Consider the following 20,371-nt stretch of genomic DNA (forward strand, 5'->3'; position numbering starts at 1 on the left):
GGGCGATGAGCTTGTTTGCAGCTGGAAAACATATGCTTGACCGGTGACATTCGATCCAGTCAGGGGCCGCTCCAGCGAGGGGTGGGCCACCCGAACACCGTCGATCGTCGATCGGATCGCTTCCTCGACAGGTAGCCGTATTCCGTTCTCGGTCGAGTTTTCGCCGCCGCGTGACGCGGACGCCGAAGCGCGCCTGTGGCGTGCGGTGCGTACGTTCGAGCGGCTCGGACCGGCGTTCGTCTCGATGACCTACGGCGCAGGTGGCTCGACGCGCGATCGTACGGTGCGTGTCACCGGCGAACTTGCCGAAGAGACGACCCTGCTGCCGGTTGCTCACCTGACTGCTGTCTCACACAGCACCGAAGAGCTTCGCGCCATGGTCGGTGCCTACGCCGATCGTGGGATCAGCAACATCCTCGTATTGCGCGGCGATCCGCCCGGCGATCCGCTCGGCGAATGGAAGAAGCATCCCGAAGGCGTCGAGTACGCCGAGGAACTCGTACGGATGGTCCGTGACCTGGGCGACTTCCACGTCGGCGTCGCGTCGTTCCCCGAGGGGCACTATCGCGCTCCGGACTTGGCGTACGACACGAAGTACCTGGTGTCGAAGTTGCGTGCCGGCGCCGAGTACTCGATCACACAGATGTTCTTCGACGTGGAGGACTACCTGCGTCTTCGTGACCGGGTGAGTGCGTACGACGCAGAACAGGGCGCCAAGCCGATCATCCCGGAGATCATGCCGGTGACGTCGCTACGCTCGGTGCGGCGCATGCTCGAGCTCTCGGGCTCGTCATTGCCCCCCGCTCTCGAGCGTCGATTCGACGCCGCGGCCGGAAGCGGTCCGGACGAGAACCGTGCAGCGGTCCGCGAACTCGGCATCGATCTGGCCACCGAGATGGGTGAGCGGTTGATCGCTGAAGGCGCTCCGTGCCTGCACTTCATCACTTTGAACTTTGCGCGCGCCACCAGTGAGGTCCTCGAGCGACTCGGTCTCACCCCCGACACCTCTGTCGGGACAGCACAAGCCGTCTGATCCCGTTGCCCCGCTCGACACCAATCGAGGGGGGCAATCGCCAGGCGCTACTTCGTGGTGTTTTTCGGATTCCTGTTGTCAGCTTGCTTGCTGGCAGGTGATTTCGTGACAGGCGTCTTCATGACCGGTGCTTTCGCGGCCGGCGCGCGCTTGATCGGTGCTCGATTGCGCGCCATCCAGGCCATTGCACCGACGACAATCGCGACACCGAGCGCCAGCCCGGCCATGATTCCTGCCCACCCGGCGAAGCTTCGGGTGCTTGGGTCCGCGTAGTTGACCTCGGCGCGCATCGTGGACACCTCGCCGGCGGGCAAGGTCCACGACACCCGGGAATCGCCGTCTCGTGTTCCGTTGGTCGTGCCGACCCGTGCCGGGAAGGCGATGCTGACCTGGACGTCGGCGCCCTGAGTCGGAACCGTCTTCAGGTCTGCCTTGCCGTCGAGCGTGACGGTGTCCCCGGATCGCTTGAGGGTGATCTGGAACGACCCGGACCCCTCGGCGTACATGGAGCCCAGTTGGGCGACGTCACCGAAGGACAAGTCGCTGAAGAACGCTTGGCTGCCGACGTACCCGTCCTTCTTGTACTCCTGAACCCGTATCTTGTCCTCCAGCGACGAAGGTGGGGTCAGCTGCGGACCCTTGTCCGCCTCGTTCGCCGGAATAGCGGCAGCTACCACCTGTCCGGTCACACGATCGTTCGCGGACACTCCCATCGACACCTGCACGCGGATGCACCCGGCCAGCAAGGGAACAAGCATGAGGGCGAGCGCGGCAACCGTCAGGAAACGTTTCCGACTGGTCGGCTTGGCGGCGGGATCGGTGGACTGTTGCACAGTGGTCATCGTGCCAGCCGTGGCGTAGCCAGTCATCGAGGCGGGGGCGTGTCGGCGGGTGAAGTTCGGCGGGTGACCTTCACGACCTGCTCGAACGACGCATCCAACGACGAGTCGCGCCCCGGCGGCTGTCCGACAGTGCGATTCGAGCCGCACTGCGACCGCTGGCTCCGGACACACCGCCACCGGGATGAGTCGATGCTCCGGTCAGATACAACCCGTCTGCTCCCGGAACACGATGGCCGGACAGTTCCGGAAGCGGTCGCCACAACATCATCTGATCGAGTGACATCTCGACGTGCATGACATTTCCGCCGATCATCCCCAATTCCGACTCGATGTCCCGGGGAGTCTGAATGAACCGGTCGAGGACGGAATCGGCGAACCCGGGTGCGAAAGCCTCCATCTCGCCGACGATCCGGTCGGCCTCCGCCTCGGCGACCGATGCCCAATCGCGATGTCCGCTGAGGCGATACGGTTGCCACTGCGACCACAGTGTCACCTGATGCCGACCGGCCGGGGCGATCGTGGGATCGATTCCGCTGAAACTCATTCCGAGAACCGCAGGGCGAGGAGGAAGTTCCCCCGCCAGTGCTGCGCCGTGTGCAGTGCGCAAGTGTGCGCGATCGGAGACGAGTAATTGCAATCCCGAGGTACTTTCCCGTGTCGTGGCGTCGCCGCGGTACGACGGAAGCGCGGATGTCGCCAGTCGAAGTACCGCGCCGATGCCGGGGCCGACCCTGATTTTCCGCCGCCAGTGATCGAGCGTGGTTCGGTCGAAGCCCCCTCGGCCCAGGAGGTCGAGCGTGGTCAGGATGTGGCACCCGGCGATTACCTTGCGAGCGTGAACTTCTCGACCGCTCTCGGTTGTGGCGGTCCAGTGACTCGAGTTTCGGCGGATAGACGTCACGCCGTCACCGAGCGCGACGGTGGCGCCGTCGACAGCCATCCGGGAGGCCAGCGCAGCACTCAGTGCGCCGCTTCCACCGACTGCTCGCCCTGGCGGCAAGACGTGCATGAGGGCCGCGAAGCCGACCATCGGAGCGGTTCCCGGTTCCGACATCGCAGGCCCGGACTGGGCGCCGAACCACGCAAGCGCTGCTTTGAGTGCCTCACTGTCGAAATACTCGTCGAGCAGTGCGTCGCCAGGCGCGAGGAACTGCCGAGACAGTTCGCTGTTGCCGCGTGCGGTGGCGAGACCTCCGAACGCACCGATCAGGTTCGATCCGGTGGGCGGTGCGGAAAACGCTTTCATGACATGTCGACTGCGCTCCGACCAGACCGCGACGAATCGCCGGTAGGAGTCGGCGTCCTTTGTCCCGCATGCTCGTTCGATGGACCAGCAGGTTGCGTCGAGGTCGCGGTGAAACACGATGCCCGGCCCGTCGGTGCCCGGGGCGGGCGGCGCGAACGCCCACGGGTCACAGTCGATGTAGCGCAGTCCGTGCGCGCCGAGTCCGAGTTCCTCGATGATGCCGCTGTGTCGGATCATGAGGTGTGCCGACGACCCCCGGTCCACCTTGTATCCGGGAAATCGCTCGACGGTCGAGACGGCGCCGCCGAGAACCGTGTCCTTCTCCAGAACCTCGACCGACCAACCCTCGCGTGCGAGGTAGGCGGCCGATACGAGCGCGTTGTGTCCGGAGCCGACGACGACGGCGTCGAGAAGCGCGCTCACAGCGGCAGTCCACGGCCGAGGACTGCGAACGGCCGGTTGTCGCCGGCAAAACGAAATCTGCGGAGCACGTCACGAAAGCCGAGGCGACGGTACAGCCGCCAGGCTCGGTTGTCCTCGTCGTACACCTCGGGTGTCGACAACAGAACACTACGTTCGGGTCGATCGACGAGGAGGTGACGCAAGAGCGATTCGCCCAACCGGTGACCTTGTCCGCTCGGATGCACGTGGAGTTCGGTGAGTTCGAAGTAGTCGCTCAGAATCGCGTCGATCTCGCTCTGGGGACGACCCGAGCGCCGAAGCCCGTGCAGTACCTGTTGATGCCACCACTGGTCCGGGCTCCCGCGATACCCGTAAGCGATCCCCACCAGCGGCAGATTTTCGTGTGACGGTTGCTGAGGAACCGCCAAAGCGCCGACTGCCTTCCAGCCAGGCCGGTTCGCGTGCTCCTGCCACATCGGTGCGCGATGGAACTCGGTTCCTCGCGGATAGTCCATCGCGGTGACGTACACGGCCAGTGCCTCGTGGAGTCGACTCGCGAATTCTGCGCGATCGAGGTCGACCGTATGTGGTGTCCAGGCGATCTGCGGGTCGACCGGTCTCACCTCTTCTCTTGACGGCGTGTCGGTGGGTGCAGTTATATTGAATAGGTCGAACAGATGTTCGATGTGGGTGATCCGGAGATGCCCGAAGGGAAGCGGGCATCTCCGGCCCACCTGGTCTTGGATCCTCACGGTGCAGGAGGTGCCCCGATGTCCGAGCGTGTGAAGCCTGAACGTGTGAAGTGCCAACGAACTCTTCCTGCCGAGTTGTCGAGTCCGTCGGATGCCGCAATTTCTCGATTGCCGATGTCGGCGAGGCGGTCCTTCGGCGCGAGGGACGCCAGCGACCGCACTGCTCGAGTGGGAAAGTCCGGTGTGGCGTGGGGGCTGCTCCGGAAGGCGGATGCGCTTCTCGAGGAAGCGATTGGGGCGGGCGATCCTGCCGACCGGTTCCGGTGTGCCTACCTGGCGGCCCTACGTGGTGCCGGGGCAGTGTTGGCCGCAGCTCCTGCCGGTGCCGGCTCGAAGCGCAAGCGAAGCGGAAACGCGTGGGTTCTGATGGACGCCGCAGCGCCCGCGTTCGGAGCGTGGTCGAAGTTCTTCGCAGGGTGGTCCTCTACGCGTGCGGCCGTGGAAACCGGCGTGTCGATCGTGATCACGGACTCCGATTCCGACGCATTCTTCGCCGAGGTCGGCCGTTTTCTCACGGCGGTCGAAGATTTCATCGGTCAGGACGCGTCCGAGCATTTGCGAGCGTCGTGAACAAATGGTCCGTGTCGGCAGTTGTTTCCGGGGAATTTCCTGGTCCGCACAGGCAAATGGAGCCGAATCGGGGCCCTTCGGCACGAATACGTACGCTTGTGGCGGAACTCGTACCCGGAGTTGGTGGTCCGAGACCTAAACTGCTCGTATTATGAAAACAGGTAATCGTCCAACTTGATTACCCGCCGCCTCACACCGTGGGGTGGTTGCCAAACTTCCAGTGCCGGGGGAGGTACCGTGCCACTCTCCGAGCACGAGCAGCGCATGCTCGATCAGATCGAGAGCGCTCTCTATGCCGAAGACCCCAAGTTCGCCTCCAATGTGAGGGGCGGCCGTATGCGGGCGCCGTCGAGTAGACGGCGGTTCCAAGCAGCGGCTCTATTCGTGCTGGGTCTGGTCCTGCTGATCGCGGGGGTTGCACTCCCGCTCAAGCCGGGCGGTTTTCCGATCATCAGCCTGTTCGGTTTCTTGTTCATGTTCGGCGCAGGGGTGTTGTTCCTCTGGGGTGGTGGACGTAAGTCTGCGCCGGCCGCCGACTCCGCTTCCGAAGGTGGCAATCATCCCTCCGGTCCGCCGGGTAGGGGTAGTGCCGGCGGATCCGGGCGGGGACGCGGCCGGAAGTCCGGCGGTGGATTCTCGTCGCGGATGGAAGATCGATTCAAACGCAGGTTCGAGCAGGACTAGCTCTCCCGCCCTTCTTCGGGCGTACTTCGAGAGTGATGCAGTTCGGACGTGACGCCCTCTTCAGGGCACGGACGACCACACGCCGTTGCTGTGGGTGTTGTACGTGTGCGCCGGCAATCCATCGAGTGAATCAGTGACGTGCGAGCGAATCACTCGCCACTCCTGCTGCCTCAGGGCATGCCCGCGGGCTTCCTCCACTTCGCTCCACTCGGCCCTCCACTTTCCTCCACCCTGGTCGAACTGCAACGCACGACCAGACCTCGTCCCGCTCACGTCTATTCGAAAACCGCGCTTGTACTGCGATTTTGTGTGGGGGAGCAACAGATCGTGGCGTAAAGGGTCGATCTGACGGCGGTGTGGGCCGGGACACGGTTACAAATTTCCCCCACGTCTCCCCACCTGCGCTGACCTGCTATTTATCAGCAAATGATGCTGAATAGGGACCATGTGCTCCTTGTTTGTGGGGGAAAGTGGGGTACTGTGGGTTCGGGCGGAGAGCTGAAGCACGATCCGCTCGATAGGGAGGGTTTCAGCGCAAGCTCGCAGGAGGTGTCGAGTGTTCCTCGGTACCTTCACGCCGAAGCTCGACGACAAAGGTCGGCTCACGTTGCCGGCAAAGTTCCGAGACGAACTGGCAGGAGGATTGATGATCACCAAGAGTCAGGATCACAGCCTCGCCATCTACCCCCGGGACGAGTTCGTCAAGCTTGCTCGAAAGGCAGCGGCAGCTCCACGCAATGATCCGGCAGCTCGGGCGTATGTCCGTGCTCTGGCCGCCGGCACAGATGAACAGCACGCCGATGCCCAGGGGCGAATCACCCTCTCGGCTGATCATCGGCGTTACGCAAACCTGTCCAAGGAATGCGTAGTGACCGGCTCCGTCGATTACCTCGAGATCTGGGATCTAGCAGCCTGGGAGAGGTATCTCGGAGACAACGAAGAGGACTATTCGCAGGCAACAGGCGAATCTCTCAGCGAGATCGTCTAGGCGAAGAGCCCCCGGCGAATGCCGCGAGGCCTCTGCCCGGAAAGACCCTGACGCACTTCCCCAGCGCCAGGTTCTCCTTCGGGCAGGGACCTCGAAGCATTCGCCTTCTCGAACAGTCATCGCCTTCTCGGAAAGTCAGCACCTTTTCGAAAAGTCATCGGAAATCATGAAAGTAGGAGCCGGAGCAATCATGGTGGATCACGAGGTGAACGAACCCTCGGATGCCGATGGCTTCGCGCACGTCCCTGTACTTCTGCACCGCGCCGACGATCTTCTCGGCCCTGCCATCACCGCCGTCGGTGACGGTGGAGCGGGCGCATACATGATCGATGCGACGTTGGGGCTCGGTGGCCACTCCGAATTCTTCCTGGGCAAGTACCCGGGCCTTCACCTCATCGGTCTCGATCGCGACACCAACGCACTCCGGATCGCTTCCGAGCGTCTGGCGCCATTCGCGGACCGAACGACGTTCGTGCACACCACGTACGACGGGATCGAGGACGCGCTCGAACAGGCAGGTCTGCCGTCGACGGAGTCGGTTCACGCGATCCTTTTCGATCTGGGTGTGTCGTCGATGCAGTTGGACGAAGCCGACCGAGGTTTTGCGTACTCGATCGACGCTCCTCTCGACATGCGGATGGATCAGACGGTCGGGCTGACCGCGGCAGAGGTCCTGAACACCTACAGTCACGGCGACCTTGCTCGCATTCTGAGCACGTACGGCGAAGAACGGTTCGCGGGAAAGATTGCGTCCGAGATCCTTCGGCAGCGTGAGCGTGAACCCTTCACCACCAGTGCAGCTCTGGTCGAATTGCTGTACCGAACAATCCCGGCAGCCACGCGGCGTACGGGGGGACACCCGGCCAAGCGCACCTTCCAAGCGCTGCGGATCGAAGTCAATGCCGAGTTGGATTCGCTTCGTGCAGCCGTTCCTGCCGGGCTCGACGCACTGGCAGTCGGTGGGCGAGTGGTGTTCATGTCCTACCAGTCGCTCGAGGATCGAGTTGTGAAGGCGGAGTTGGTTCCCCGCTCGAAGTCCACCAGTCCTGAAGGACTACCGGTCGAGTTGCCGGGTATGGGACCGGAGTTCCGCATTCTCACCCGTGGCGCAGAACGTGCGTCAGAGCAGGAAATCGAAGAGAACCCACGATCAGCTCCGGTGCGTTTGCGTGCCGCAGAACGCATTTCCAGGAGGCGGGCATGAGTCGTCAGGGCAAATCCGGTGCAGCGCAACGTGCATACGACAAGCGCACCGCACGGGCGGCAGGCCGGACCGGAACTGTCGCTGCTGCCGGCCCGTCTATCTCTCCTCGGGCGATGCTCAAGGGGAGAGTGCCGTTCGTGGCCTCCGTCATCGGACTTCTGTCCATCGGTCTCGCGGTGACTCTGCTGCTGACCACTCGCGCTGCCGAGGATTCGTACCAACTCAGTGATGCACGTGCATACAACCAGTCTTTGGTCGAGCAGAAAGCAGCGCTCGAACGTGACTTCCAGTCGCGTAACTCGGCTCCGGAGTTGGCAAATCAGGCAAGCGCTCTCGGCATGGTCCCCGCCAAGGACCCTGCACGACTGGTAGTTCATCCGGACGGTTCGGTCGAGGTCGTCGGAACGCCGACTCCCGCGACTGCCGGAGCTATGCCGCCGCTCGATGCGCCCACATCGGTGCCCGCACCGACTGCGACACCCCCGCGCACCACAACGCCGGTTGCTCCCGGAGCCACGCCGAGCGTTCCGAATAACACGCGAAACCTCGCGCAGAGTGAACAATTGGTTCCTGTGATCCCCACGACGACAGCACCCGCCACCACGACGGCGGTGCCTGCTCCGCCTGAGGAACGTCGGTGAGTCAGAACTCCCGTAACAACCCCGGTCGGCGTCCGCGCCGCTCGGCCACCGCCTCATTTCCGTTTCGTCAGCGAGTCGGTCGTATCACCATGTGTGGTGCGCTCGCCGTTGCGGCATTGCAGCTCTTGTGGATTCAGGGAATCGACGCGCCGAGTCTGGCTGCGGAATCTGCCAATCAACGAACCACGACGCAGGTCGATCCGGCTGTACGTGGCTCGATAACCGATCGCAACGGAAACCCCCTCGCCTTCACCATGGAAGCCAAGGCGCTGACTTTCCAGCCGGTGCGGGTACGCAAGGAACTCGAGGAAGCGCGCGCCAAGAGCATCGAGCAGGGCGCCGAGGGTGACAAGCAGGCGCCGGAAGTGAGCGATCGCCTCGCCGAGATCGCCGCCGGAATCCACGCCAAGCTCGGCGATACCGTTCCGGAAAAAGATCTGCTTCAGAAGATGAACAGCAACGAGACTTTCACGTACCTCGCGCGCAGCGTGGATCCGGCGGTTGCTGCCGAGATCTCGGACAAGTTCCGGGAGGTCGGCCTCGAGCGTCAGGACATCCGCGAGTACCCCGGTGGCTCTCTGGCCGCGAATCTCGTCGGCGCGACCGGCTGGGACGGGCACGGTTTGCTCGGTCTCGAAGATTCGATGGACTCCACGCTCGCCGGAACCGATGGATCCGAAACGTACGACCGCGGTTCCGACGGCGCTGTGATCCCCGGCAGCTGGCGTGACAAGCAACCGGCAGTCAACGGTTCGGGTGTCGAGCTGACCATCGATTCGGACCTCCAGTTCTACGTTCAGCAGCAGGTCCAGATCGCCAAGGACAAGTCGGGCGCAAAGAACGCTTCGGTTGTGGTCATGGACTCCAAGACGGGACAGGTGTTGGCCATGTCCAACGACAGCACCTTCAACCCCGCAATCGGCATCGACAAGAACGCGCCGACAGCCGAAATGGGCAATCCGTCGGTCAGTACGCCGTTCGAGCCCGGATCGGTGAACAAGATCGTCACCGCAGCAGCGGCCATCGAGGACGGTAAGACAACTCCGGACGAAGTTCTGCAGGTCCCGGGCAGCATCACGATGTCCGGTGCCACAGTCAAGGACGCGTGGGATCACGGTGTGGCCCCGTACACCTCTACCGGTGTATTCGGAAAGTCCTCGAACGTCGGCACCTTGATGCTCGCTCAGCGCGTGGGCGAGGATCGCTACGCAGACATGCTGAACAGGTTCGGCCTCGGACAACGCACCGACGTCGGACTTCCCGGCGAGAGCGCGGGCAGCGTTCCAAGTCGCGACCAGTGGTCCGGCGGAACCTTCGCGAACCTGCCGATCGGGCAGGGTCTCTCGATGACAACCCTGCAGATGACCGGGATGTACCAGGCCATTGCCAATGACGGCGTGCGAATTCCTCCGCGGATCGTGAAGTCGACTGTCGACTCTTCCGGCACGCGGACCGAGACGCCGCAGCCCGAGGGCGTCGAGGTGGTCAGCGCCCAGACAGCGGCGACCGTTCGGGACATGTTCCGGTCGGTCACTCAGGAAGACACCGGCAACCAACGAGGAACCGGTGTTGCCGCGGGTGTGGAGGGATACCAGGTCAGTGGAAAGACCGGGACCGCGCAGCAGGTGGATCCCGCGTGCAAGTGCTACTCCAACTCCAACTACTGGATCACCTTCGCGGGAATCGCGCCTGCGGACAATCCTCGATTCGTGATCGGAATCATGCTCGACGCACCGGTTCGCGGCGTGGACGGCGGCGGCGGTCAGTCGGCGGCACCGTTGTTCCACAACATCGCGTCGTGGATGCTCCAGCGTGACAGTGTCCCGATGTCGCCGGACCCCGGTCGCAAGTTGGTGTTGCAGGCGGACTGATTGCGGTGTGTCGGTTTCGACACGGTCTTCGGGTGAATCCCGGACACGGTAATCTCAAACGTCGCAGTAACCTCATTCATCGCAGTGCGCCGAACTTTGCTTGCGTTGCGACCGCCATAGACAACGACCGCCATAGACAACGACCGCCATAGACAACGACCGCGATAGAACAACGACAATTGCCAGGAGTCGAGTGACAGTGCCGAATCGTTTGCAATCGTCGAACTCGGACGGCGCTCCCGGGACGCGTCCGACACAACCGGTTGCTACCGCGATCACGGCGCTCTCCGAACTGTCCGGGGCTCGCCTCGAATGGGTGGGGCAACCGGGATCACAGTCCTCGGAGGTCGTCGTCAAGGGCGTCGACCTGCGTGCGCAGGGAATCGTGACCGATGACCTCTTCGCCGCTCTGCCCGGTGCACGGACCCATGGCGCTCAGTTCGCCGTCGACGCTCTGGGGCGCGGTGCGACCGCGATCTTGACCGACGAGGCCGGCCTCGAACTGATCGAGGCCGCGGACAAGGCGCCTGACCGGTCCGTCCCAGTTCTCGTTCATCCGAACCCGCGGGATGTGCTCGGTGAGATCTCCGCGGAAATCTACGGCCGGCCCTCGGAGAAGATGCAGGTCGTCGGCATTACCGGTACATCGGGCAAGACCACGACGTCGTACTTGCTCGAAGCTGCGATTGCCGGAGCCGGCCGCAAGCCCGGCCTGGTCGGGACCATCGAGACTCGAATCGACGGCCGCCGGGTGCCCAGCGCTCTGACCACGCCGGAAGCTCCGCAACTGCATGCTCTGTTCGCCGTGATGGCAGAGCAGGGGATCGATACCGTCGTCATGGAGGTCTCCAGTCACGCTCTTGCTCTCGGACGCGTCGACGGCATCCGCTTCGACATCGGCGCGTTCACCAATCTTTCGCAGGACCACCTGGATTTCCATCGGGACTTCGAGGAGTACTTCCAGGCCAAGGCTCGGTTGTTCGATCCTGAGTCGACGGTGCGAGCCGAGCATGCCGTCGTCTGCGTCGACGACGTGTGGGGTCGACGGATGGCCGAGTTGGCCGCGACCGACGAGAGCGACGCGGTGACCACGGTCTCGACCTCGACGGCCGAGGCCGAGTGGACGGTCGGCGCAGTCGAGGTTGCCGAGGACGGCTCGCAGACCTTCGAGTTGGTCGGGCCGGACGGACAATCGTGGCCGGTCTCACTTCGGCTCCCCGGGCGATACAACGTGGCCAACGCTGCACTGGCGTTGACCGTCAGTTTTGCTGCGGGCCTCGACCCGGACGCGGCTGTTCGAGCGCTCGGGACCGTGGACGTCCCCGGGCGAGTTCAGCGGATCGACCGGGGGCAGAGCTTTCTCGCCGTGGTCGACTACGCGCACAAACCGGCAGCGCTCGAAGCTGTGATCGCCACGCTGCGCAACCAGGTTCCCGGTCGCGTTGCCGTGGTGGTCGGCGCAGGCGGGGATCGCGACGCCGGCAAACGGGCACTCATGGGTGAAGCGGGTGCGCGAGGCGCAGACCTGCTGATCGTCACCGACGACAACCCACGCACCGAGGATCCGGCGAAGATTCGCGCTTCGGTGATGCAAGGCGCCATGGACGTGCCCGAATCCGAACGCGGCGAGGTTCGCGAAGTGGGGGACCGGGCCGCCGCGATCGAGCAAGCAGTCCGGTGGGCACAGCCAGGAGATGTCGTCCTGGTGGCAGGCAAAGGCCACGAAGTAGGTCAAGAAATCGACGGGGTCAAACACCCGTTCGACGACCGCGAGGTGTTGGGCGAAATGATCGGCCGATTCGCGATCAACACAGCACATGGAGGCAAGCAATGATCCCGATGACGCTCTCTCGGATCGCCGAGATCGTCGGAGGAACCCTGCACGACGTCGACGATTCGTCGACGCAGGTGACTGGAACCGTCGAATTCGATTCGCGCAAAGTAGCTCCAGGTGGGCTCTTCCTCGCCCTACCCGGAGCGCGTGTCGACGGTCATGATCACGCGGAAGCGGCGGTGGCAGCGGGCGCTGTGGCGGTGCTCGCGGCGCGACCGGTCGGAGTTCCGGCAATCGTCGTTCCATCGGTGCCGAACGACGGTCCCAGTGCAGTGATGCTGCTCGAACACGACACCGACGGGTCCGGAGCCGCGGTCCTGCATGCCCTCGGCCTTCTGGCCAGGGCCGTGGTCGACGAACTGGCAACTGATGGCACACCGGCCGATGGTGGACTGACGCTGGTCGGTGTCACCGGTTCTGCCGGCAAGACCTCGACCAAGGATCTGATAGCAGCGCTGCTGCGCGAGTGCGGCGAGGTGGTTGCGCCCCCCGGGTCGTTCAACAACGAATTGGGTCTGCCGTGGACAGTGCTCCGCGCCGACGAGAAGACCCGCTTCCTCGTTCTCGAGATGTCGGCCCGTGGGGTCGGTCATGTCGGCGAACTGACGAAGATCGCGCCGCCGAAGATCGGCGTAGTTCTCAATGTGGGCACTGCCCATCTCGGTGAGTTCGGTTCGCGTGAAGCGATCGCGGTCGCCAAAGGTGAACTGGTGGAAGCACTCCCGTCGGCAGCCGACGGTGGAGTTGCGGTCCTCAACGCCGACGACCGCATGGTCGCCGCAATGGCGAGTCGAACCAAGGCCCGGATCGTATTCGTCGGCCAGTCGGAAGACTGCGACGTTCGGGCGACCGACGTGGTTGTCGACGACCAGGCCAGGGCTTCCTTCACACTGAACTGTTCACAGGGTTCTGCACGTATTCGCCTGGCCGTTCACGGCGAACACCACGTGAGCAACGCCCTGGCCGCGGCGGCCGTCGCACTCGAGAACGGCCTCGCGGTTGCAGACATCGCACGTGTCCTCGAGGGCACGAAGGCAGCGTCCGCGAGGCGGATGGAAGTCACCGAGCGCGCCGACGGCGTCACCGTCGTCAACGACAGTTACAACGCCAATCCCGATTCCATGCGCGCCGCCCTCAAAGCGTTGGTGTCCATGGCGCGATCGGATCGGCACTTCGGTCGCCGTAGCTGGGCTGTGCTCGGAGAGATGGGTGAGCTCGGACCGGAATCAGTTGTCGAGCACGACGCGATCGGTCGCTTGGCCGTCAGACTCGATGTCAGCAAGTTGATCGTCGTCGGAACGGGCCGCACCTCGCGTGCGATGCATCAAGGTGCGGTGATGGAGGGGTCGTGGGGTGACGAGTCCGTCGTCGTGCCCGACGCAGCTGCGGCAATCGCCATTCTCGAAGCGGAACTCGAACCGGGCGATCTCGTCCTGGTGAAGGCGTCCAAGTCGGTGGAACTGTGGACGGTCGCCGAAGCGATACTGGCTGCAACGCCCAACACCGACAGCGAGAACACCGACGGCGAGAACGGCGGGGATTCGCAGTGATCCAGATTCTTCTCGCCGCAGGCATCGCGCTGGCGGTCTCCATCATGCTCACGCCGATCCTGATCAAGGCGTTCTCGAAACAAGGTTTCGGGCAGGAGATCCGAACCGAAGGTCCAGCCAGTCACCAGGCCAAGCGCGGCACTCCCACGATGGGCGGCGTCGCGATCCTGACCGGAATCTGGGCCGGCTATCTCGGCTCACACCTCATCGGTCTCGGCATGAACAACGCGGAGGGGCCATCGGCGTCCGGCCTACTGGTACTCGGTCTGACCACCGCGCTCGGTGGAGTCGGTTTCCTCGACGACTTCATCAAGATCCGCAAGCAGCGCAATCTGGGACTGAACAAGACAGCGAAGCTGGTCGGACAGTTCGTCGCTGCCATTGCCTTCGGAATCCTGGCCCTTCAGTTCCGCGGTGACGACGGGCTGACTCCGGGCAGTGTTCATCTGTCGTACGTGCGCGACATCGCCACCGTCTCACTCGGGTCCGTGGTCTTCATCGCATTCTGCTACCTACTGGTCAGCGCCTGGTCCAATGCCGTCAACCTGACCGACGGCCTCGACGGATTGGCCGCCGGTGCGATGAGTTTCGTTCTCGGCGCCTACGTCATCATCACGTTCTGGCAGTTCCGCTACTCGTGCGAGACGAATCCCGGCAAGGGTTGCTACGACGTCCGAGACCCGCTCGACCTCGCGGTGCTCTGCGCGGCCGGCGCCGGCGCGTGCATCGGATTCCTCTGGTGGAATGCCGCACCCGCCAAGATCTTCATGGGCGACACCGGTTCACTTGCCCTCGGCGGCATGCTCGCCGGATTGTCGATCACCACCAGCACGGAACTGTTGATGGTTGTCATCGGTGCACTGTTCGTCGCGGAGGCCGCGTCGGTGGTGATCCAGGTAGCGGTGTTCCGGTCCAGCCGACGGCGGGTGTTCCGAATGGCGCCGTTCCATCACCACTTCGAACTCGCCGGGTGGGCTGAAACCACGGTCATCATCAGATTCTGGTTGCTGGCGGCTATTGCGTCGGCTATCGGATTGGCACTCTTCTACAGCGAATACCTCGCAGCGCTCGGAGGCTGAAAACCATGACCAGCTCAGCGGATTCCGAGAACGACCTGTCCTGGCTCCGCGGTACGCGAGTGCTGGTCGCCGGTGGGCGGGTGTCCGGTCAAGCGACCATCGAACCTCTCGTCGCCCTCGGTGCTGTCGTGACGGTTGCCGATTCGACCTTGGACTTCGCGGAGCGCTGCGCGGAGCTCGGCGCGGACATGGTGACCACCACCTCGATCGAGGATGCCCCGGATTCGATCACCGAGTACGGGCTCGTAGTCACCAGTCCGGGCTTTCGGCCGGATGCACCGATCCTTGCAGCCGCCGCCGGTCACGGGATTCCCATCTGGGGAGACGTCGAGTTCTCCTGGCGCGTCGACCACAGCGGGCACTTCGGCACACCCCGTAAATGGCTCGTCGTGACGGGGACGAACGGAAAGACCACGACGACGTCGATGCTGGCCTCGATTCTCGACGCCGCCGGAGTTGTCGGCCGAGCCTGCGGAAACATCGGGCTGCCGATACTCGACGCACTCGCCGAGACGTCGCCGCGCGTGGAGTACCTCGCTGTCGAACTGTCGTCCTTCCAATTGCACTGGGCGCCTTCGGTGCGTCCGGATGCCGGCGTGGTCCTCAACGTCGCCGAGGATCACCTCGACTGGCACGGCGGAATGAGCGCGTACGCCGAGGCCAAGTCGCGGGCGCTGAGCGGAAAGGTCGCGGTGGTCGGCCTCGATGACGCGATCGCTTCCGAACTGGGAACTCGCGCAACTGCAGACATTGTCACCGGGTTCAGATTGGGTGAACCGGGCGAAGGAGAACTGGGTGTCGAAGCGGGACACCTCGTGGACAACGCATTCGGCGATCACGTCCGCTTGGCCGAAGCAGCGTCGATAGATCCCGCCGGCCCGGCAGGCGTCATGGACGCGCTGGCCGCCGCCGCGTTGGCGCGGGCACTCGGATTCGAGGCAGACGTCGTCGAACGCGGTCTGGCCGCACACAAGGTCGGCCCACACCGAGGGGCGCTGGTCGGCCGTGTCGGGTCCGTTGTGTACATCGACGATTCCAAGGCCACCAATCCGCACGCAGCCAGGCCGTCGTTACTCGCGCACGATCGCGTCGTCTGGGTTGCAGGCGGTCTGCTCAAGGGAGCCAGCGTCGACCAATTGGTGAGCGAAGTCGGCCCTCGACTCTCCGGCGCTGTCCTTCTCGGGCGTGACGCTGGTGTGATCGAGGACGCGCTCGCGCGACACGCGCCCGATGTTCCCGTGGTGCACGTGATGTCGGGGGACGATGCAGTGGTGAGCGAAAACAGCAGCAACTCGACTCTCACCATCCGGCTGCCGTCGGGTGCCGACGCGGATGCCGTCATGGCCGCAGTGGTAGTCGAAGCTGCCGAGTTGGCGTCCCCCGGTGATGCAGTTGTACTCGCCCCGGCCGCCGCGTCCTTGGACATGTTCGCCAGCTACGGACATCGTGGTGACAGCTTCGCCGCCGCCGTCGCCGCATTACCCGATCCGTTCACGGATTCGCCTGGCCAAGCCGGGAACTTGCTATGACCAAGGGTCCCAAGACCCGAATCGGTGCCTGGTTGGCGCGGCCGTTGGCGTCGTTCCACCTGGTGGTGACGATTGCCACGATGTTGACTGTCTTGGGGCTCGTGATGGTTCTGTCGGCGTCGAGCGTCGAGCAGTACGTGTCCGGTGGCTCGGCGTATTCGTTGTTCACCCAGCAGTTGATCTTCGCGATTCTCGGAGCTGTGCTCTTCTACGTCGCGCTGCGGATCCCGGCGAGAGTGCTCCGGCAGTATTCGTTTCCGCTGTTCGTCGTCGTGCTGATCATGCTGGTACTCGTCCTGATTCCGGGAATCGGCACAGAAGCGCAGGGCGCGCGTCGCTGGTTCAACGTCGGCGGGTTCTCGGTGCAGCCCTCGGAAATCATGAAGGTCGCGTTGGCGATCTGGGGCGCCCATCTGTTGGCTTCGCGGCGGCCGGACGACCGATCCGTGAAGTCGATCCTGATTCCGCTCGTGCCCGCAGCAATGCTGGTCTTCGCGCTGGTCGTCGCGCAACCGAACCTCAGTACGACCATCGCATTGGGAATCATCGTCGGGGCCCTGCTGTGGTTCGGTGGGCTGCCACTGAAGCTCTTCGGCTCGATCGCGGTGACGGGCGTCGTCGTGGCGGGCGTGCTGGCGATGACGGCCGGTTATCGTTCCGATCGAGTTCAAGCCTTCTTCAACAAGAGCGACGACCTGCAGGGCAACAACTATCAGGCCAAGCAGGCTTTGTATTCGCTCGCCGACGGGGGCCTTTTCGGACGCGGACTCGGTCAGAGCGTCGCCAAGTGGAACTACCTACCCAACGCGCACAACGACTTCATCTTCGCGATCATCGGCGAAGAGTTGGGATTTGTCGGCTGCGCAGTGGTGATCGGTTTGTTCGCTGTATTCGTCTACACGGGATTGCGGATCGCAGCCCGCAGCATCGATCCGTTCTGGCGGCTCCTGTCGGCCACTGCAACTACCTGGATCGTCGGCCAGGCAATGATCAACATCGGTTACGTCATCGGACTGCTGCCGGTGACCGGACTCCAGTTGCCCTTGGTCTCCGCCGGCGGTTCGTCCTTGGCGATCACATTGTTCATGTTCGGTGTCATCGCCAATGCAGCGCGCCACGAGCCCGAAGCAGTTGCCGCTCTGAACTCCGGGCAGGACGGCAAGATCTCGAAGTTGCTCAGACTGCCGAAGCCCGTGCTGTACCACCCGCCGTCAGGGGGCCGGCCGATCCGTCGACCGAAGCCCGCACGGCAGATCGAACCGGCACGCGGACGCGACGGCCGGCGCGCGATCGAGACGGGCGATCGACGCAAGCGGGCAGATCAAGGTGCTCGCCCTTCCTCGGATTCCAACCGAGGTGCGGCCGCTGGGTCACGGAAGCGCACCGCGGGAGGGCAGAATGGTCAGCGTCGGCAGGCGCCGACACGTAGGGCACAAGATCCACGAGAAGTTCGAGAGCGAGGAATTCGTAGGTGAGCGGCAACAAATCGGCTCTGTCGGTAGTGGTGGCAGGGGGAGGCACGGCTGGTCACATCGAACCCGCACTTGCTGTCGCGGACGCGGTCAAGGCCGCTGCGCCCGACACCAGAATCACTGCGCTCGGGACGGCGCGTGGTCTCGAAACCACCTTGGTGCCGGCTCGCGGGTACACGCTCGAGCTCATTCCCCCGGTTCCGCTTCCTCGTAAGCCCACGATGGATCTCGTCAAACTGCCGACACGCATCCTCGCCTCGGTGCGCAAGACCCGTGAGGTACTCGATTCCGTCGACGCCGACGTGATCGTCGGTTTCGGTGGTTACGTCGCGCTTCCGGCGTATCTTGCCGCACGTGGCGGTGTTCTTCGGCGCCGCCGCAAGATTCCGATCGTCATCCACGAGGCGAACGCCAGTGCCGGCATCGCGAACAAGATCGGTGCTCGCCTGGCGACGCGGGTGCTTGCCGCGGTTCCGGGGTCAGGTGTGAAGAACCGCGGCGATCAGGACGCCGAGATCGTCGGCATCCCGGTTCGCGCGTCGATCGCCAATTTCGATCGAGCGGGACTCCGCTCGCAAGCTCGCGAGTACTTCGGACTACCTCAGGACGGTCCCGTTCTGCTCGTCTTCGGCGGATCGCAAGGCGCGAAGTCGCTCAACGACGCGGTGTCCGGAGCAGCGGAAGAACTGGCGAAGGCCGGGATCTCGGTCCTTCACGCACACGGACCCAAGAACTCTCTCGAAGTCACGCAGTACTCGGAGACGGCACCGTATGTGGCTGTTCCCTATCTTTCGCGGATGGATCTCGCGTATGCCGCAGCCGACGCGACTATCTGTCGTTCGGGCGCGATGACGGTCGCCGAGGTCTCGGCGGTCGGGCTTCCGGCCGTCTACGTTCCGTTGCCGCACGGCAATGGTGAGCAGGAACTCAACGCGAAACCCGTTGTCGCAGCGGGCGGTGCGATCATCGTCTCCGACAACGAGCTCACGCCGACGTTCGTCGCCGGTACCGTCGTCCCGATGCTGAGCGACAGCGCGCGCCTCGACAAGATGAGCAGTGGTGCTGCCAACGTCGGGCACCGCACCGCGGCAACCGAGATCGCACGGATCGTGCTCGACATCGCGGCAAAGGAAAACGCCGTCCAGGAAAACGCAAGGGGAAACCGATGACCGCGCTGCCCGCCCACCTCGAGCGAGTACACATGGTCGGAATCGGCGGTGCCGGTATGTCCGGCATCGCTCGAATTCTGCTTTCCCGCGGGGGCCTTGTCTCGGGTTCGGACGCCAAGGAGAGCCGAGGAGTCCTGGCGCTTCGTGCACGCGGGGCACAGGTCCGGATCGGCCACGACGCCGATGCTCTCGACCTGCTGCCGGGTGGTCCGACCGTCGTCGTCACGACGCACGCGGCTATCCCGAAGGACAACCCGGAACTCGTCGAGGCCGCTCGCCGCGGAATCCCGGTGATTCTTCGTCCGGCTGTCCTTGCATCACTGATGCAGGGCAATCGCACGTTCCTGGTTTCGGGTACACACGGCAAGACGTCGACAACGTCGATGCTCGTGGTCGCCCTGCAGCACTGTGGTTTCGACCCTTCGTTCGCCGTTGGCGGCGAACTCAACGAAGCGGGAACGAATGCCCATCACGGCAGCGGTGACGTCTTTGTCGCGGAGGCGGACGAGAGTGACGGGTCGCTGCTGCAGTACGACCCCAACGTGATCGTCGTGACCAACATCGAGGCCGATCACCTCGACTATTTCGGGAGTGTCGAAGCGTATGTGAAGGTGTTCGACGATTTTGTCGACAAGTTGCGTCCGGGTGGGCTCTTGATTGCTTGCCTCGACGACCCGGGATCGGCGGATCTCGCGAAGCGAATCGTGGCCTCGGGCCGTTCGGACATCCGGGTACTCGGTTACGGATCGGCAGACGCGCAGGAAGTGGAGGCGGGCACCGCCTTCGAGCCTGTCGACGGTGTCGAGGTCGGAGTCCGACTACTGGGCTTCCATGCGCACGACGTCGGGGGAGTCCTGCAGTTCCACCTGGCGGGCGAGAGCGCCGCGCGAACCGTGCGGATGGCAGTGCCGGGTCGTCACATGGCGCTCAACGCACTTGCGGCTCTACTGGCTGCCCGTGACGCCGGCGCCGAGACGGAGGAGATCGTCGAGGGGCTCGCCGGATTCGGTGGCGTACACCGCCGGTTCCAGTTCACCGGCCGCGAGCGTGGTGTCCGGGTGTTCGACGACTACGCCCACCATCCGACCGAAGTTCGTGCGGTTCTCGGCGCGGCGGCGGATCTGGTTCGACCGGAGGACGATTCGTCGTCGACCAATTCGGCAGCCGGACGCGTGATCGTGGTCTTCCAACCTCATCTCTATTCACGCACCGCCGCGTTTGCCGAGGAGTTCGCGCAGGCGCTGGACTTGGCCGACGAGGTTGTCGTTCTCGATGTCTACGGCGCTCGCGAAGAGCCGATGCCGGGCGTCAGTGGTGCGCTGGTCGCTCAGTCGGTCACGAAACCTGTTCACTATCAACCGGATCTGTCACAGGCGCCGAAGCAGGTGGCGGCGTTGGCTCACCCCGGCGACATCGTCATCACGATGGGTGCCGGTGACGTGACCATGCTCGGCAAACAGATCCTCGATGCTTTGCGTTCGGCGCCGCATCCCGCGCCGCGATGA

The 20,371-nt window shown here is 64.0% G+C and carries 17 protein-coding genes; 14 read left to right on the top strand and 3 right to left on the bottom strand.

Annotation, left to right across the window (positions count from 1 at the left end; all coding sequences use genetic code 11):
- The first annotated feature begins 43 nt into the window (after window positions 1-43).
- Entirely contained in the window at window positions 44-1,033 is a 990-nt protein-coding gene (locus AC1Q61_RS14725; protein WP_003941803.1) for a methylenetetrahydrofolate reductase, read from the top strand.
- Window positions 1,034-1,080: 47 nt separating this feature from the next.
- Here AC1Q61_RS14725 and AC1Q61_RS14730 read toward each other — a convergent pair whose 3' ends face one another.
- The 3 genes from AC1Q61_RS14730 to AC1Q61_RS14740 all read right to left on the bottom strand — a co-directional run bounded on the left by AC1Q61_RS14730 (window position 1,081) and on the right by AC1Q61_RS14740 (window position 4,146).
- A complete protein-coding gene (locus AC1Q61_RS14730; RefSeq protein ID WP_063892119.1) occupies window positions 1,081-1,875 on the bottom strand; it encodes an LppM family (lipo)protein in 795 nt (264 codons plus the stop codon).
- A 70-nt stretch (window positions 1,876-1,945) separates the two neighbouring features.
- Entirely contained in the window at window positions 1,946-3,544 is a 1,599-nt protein-coding gene (locus AC1Q61_RS14735; RefSeq protein ID WP_042452826.1) for a phytoene desaturase family protein, read from the bottom strand.
- Window positions 3,541-4,146: a GNAT family N-acetyltransferase gene (locus tag AC1Q61_RS14740; RefSeq protein WP_042921844.1), complete on the bottom strand. Its 606-nt coding sequence runs from the start codon at window positions 4,144-4,146 to the stop codon at window positions 3,541-3,543. The genes AC1Q61_RS14735 and AC1Q61_RS14740 overlap by 4 nt, the downstream gene beginning before the upstream one ends.
- Window positions 4,147-4,293: 147 nt before the next feature.
- Between AC1Q61_RS14740 and AC1Q61_RS14745 the strand changes: the two genes are divergently transcribed.
- From AC1Q61_RS14745 to murC, 13 genes are all read left to right on the top strand, one after another.
- Complete coding sequence (locus tag AC1Q61_RS14745; RefSeq protein WP_223304500.1) at window positions 4,294-4,845, top strand: SAV_6107 family HEPN domain-containing protein; 552 nt, start codon at window positions 4,294-4,296, stop codon at window positions 4,843-4,845.
- Between the two features lie 237 nt (window positions 4,846-5,082).
- Window positions 5,083-5,529, top strand: coding sequence for an SCO2097 family morphological protein (locus tag AC1Q61_RS14750; protein ID WP_003941660.1), 447 nt, complete (start codon window positions 5,083-5,085; stop codon window positions 5,527-5,529).
- A 556-nt stretch (window positions 5,530-6,085) separates the two neighbouring features.
- On the top strand, window positions 6,086-6,517 hold the full coding sequence (gene mraZ / locus AC1Q61_RS14755; protein ID WP_003941779.1) for a division/cell wall cluster transcriptional repressor MraZ: 432 nt from the start codon (window positions 6,086-6,088) through the stop codon (window positions 6,515-6,517).
- A 190-nt stretch (window positions 6,518-6,707) separates the two neighbouring features.
- Window positions 6,708-7,721, top strand: coding sequence for a 16S rRNA (cytosine(1402)-N(4))-methyltransferase RsmH (gene rsmH / locus AC1Q61_RS14760; protein WP_007730079.1), 1,014 nt, complete (start codon window positions 6,708-6,710; stop codon window positions 7,719-7,721).
- Window positions 7,718-8,362: a cell division protein FtsL gene (gene ftsL, locus AC1Q61_RS14765; protein ID WP_003941715.1), complete on the top strand. Its 645-nt coding sequence runs from the start codon at window positions 7,718-7,720 to the stop codon at window positions 8,360-8,362. The genes rsmH and ftsL overlap by 4 nt, the downstream gene beginning before the upstream one ends.
- Window positions 8,359-10,233, top strand: coding sequence for a peptidoglycan D,D-transpeptidase FtsI family protein (locus AC1Q61_RS14770; RefSeq protein ID WP_003941764.1), 1,875 nt, complete (start codon window positions 8,359-8,361; stop codon window positions 10,231-10,233). Before ftsL ends, AC1Q61_RS14770 begins: the two co-directional genes overlap by 4 nt.
- Window positions 10,234-10,432: 199 nt before the next feature.
- A complete protein-coding gene (locus tag AC1Q61_RS14775; RefSeq protein ID WP_042921840.1) occupies window positions 10,433-12,067 on the top strand; it encodes a UDP-N-acetylmuramoyl-L-alanyl-D-glutamate--2,6-diaminopimelate ligase in 1,635 nt (544 codons plus the stop codon).
- Window positions 12,064-13,617, top strand: a complete 1,554-nt coding sequence (locus tag AC1Q61_RS14780) for a UDP-N-acetylmuramoyl-tripeptide--D-alanyl-D-alanine ligase (RefSeq protein WP_065456587.1) — start codon at window positions 12,064-12,066, stop codon at window positions 13,615-13,617. Before AC1Q61_RS14775 ends, AC1Q61_RS14780 begins: the two co-directional genes overlap by 4 nt.
- The gene (gene mraY, locus AC1Q61_RS14785; RefSeq protein ID WP_065456586.1) at window positions 13,614-14,696 is read left to right on the top strand and encodes a phospho-N-acetylmuramoyl-pentapeptide-transferase; all 1,083 of its coding nucleotides are present in this window, start codon (window positions 13,614-13,616) and stop codon (window positions 14,694-14,696) included. The genes AC1Q61_RS14780 and mraY overlap by 4 nt, the downstream gene beginning before the upstream one ends.
- A 5-nt stretch (window positions 14,697-14,701) precedes the next feature.
- Window positions 14,702-16,225 (top strand): UDP-N-acetylmuramoyl-L-alanine--D-glutamate ligase, encoded by a 1,524-nt coding sequence (gene murD / locus AC1Q61_RS14790; protein WP_042921838.1) that lies wholly within the window; start codon window positions 14,702-14,704, stop codon window positions 16,223-16,225.
- Window positions 16,222-17,700, top strand: a complete 1,479-nt coding sequence (gene ftsW, locus AC1Q61_RS14795) for a putative lipid II flippase FtsW (protein ID WP_007730088.1) — start codon at window positions 16,222-16,224, stop codon at window positions 17,698-17,700. The genes murD and ftsW overlap by 4 nt, the downstream gene beginning before the upstream one ends.
- A complete protein-coding gene (gene murG, locus AC1Q61_RS14800) occupies window positions 17,697-18,866 on the top strand; it encodes an undecaprenyldiphospho-muramoylpentapeptide beta-N-acetylglucosaminyltransferase (protein ID WP_003941767.1) in 1,170 nt (389 codons plus the stop codon). Before ftsW ends, murG begins: the two co-directional genes overlap by 4 nt.
- Complete coding sequence (gene murC, locus AC1Q61_RS14805) at window positions 18,863-20,371, top strand: UDP-N-acetylmuramate--L-alanine ligase (RefSeq protein ID WP_030537033.1); 1,509 nt, start codon at window positions 18,863-18,865, stop codon at window positions 20,369-20,371. Before murG ends, murC begins: the two co-directional genes overlap by 4 nt.

The sequence above is a fragment of the Rhodococcus sp. MPR-R1B genome, assembly GCF_058793255.1.

Coding starts and splice junctions, on each gene's coding strand:
- murC (WP_030537033.1), top strand. CDS start 18,863: ATGACCGCGCTGCCCGCCCACCTCGAGCGAGTACACATGGTCGGAATC.
- murD (WP_042921838.1), top strand. CDS start 14,702: ATGACCAGCTCAGCGGATTCCGAGAACGACCTGTCCTGGCTCCGCGGT.
- rsmH (WP_007730079.1), top strand. CDS start 6,708: ATGGTGGATCACGAGGTGAACGAACCCTCGGATGCCGATGGCTTCGCG.
- ftsL (WP_003941715.1), top strand. CDS start 7,718: ATGAGTCGTCAGGGCAAATCCGGTGCAGCGCAACGTGCATACGACAAG.
- AC1Q61_RS14745 (WP_223304500.1), top strand. CDS start 4,294: ATGTCCGAGCGTGTGAAGCCTGAACGTGTGAAGTGCCAACGAACTCTT.
- AC1Q61_RS14780 (WP_065456587.1), top strand. CDS start 12,064: ATGATCCCGATGACGCTCTCTCGGATCGCCGAGATCGTCGGAGGAACC.
- AC1Q61_RS14730 (WP_063892119.1), bottom strand. CDS start 1,875: ATGACCACTGTGCAACAGTCCACCGATCCCGCCGCCAAGCCGACCAGT.
- ftsW (WP_007730088.1), top strand. CDS start 16,222: ATGACCAAGGGTCCCAAGACCCGAATCGGTGCCTGGTTGGCGCGGCCG.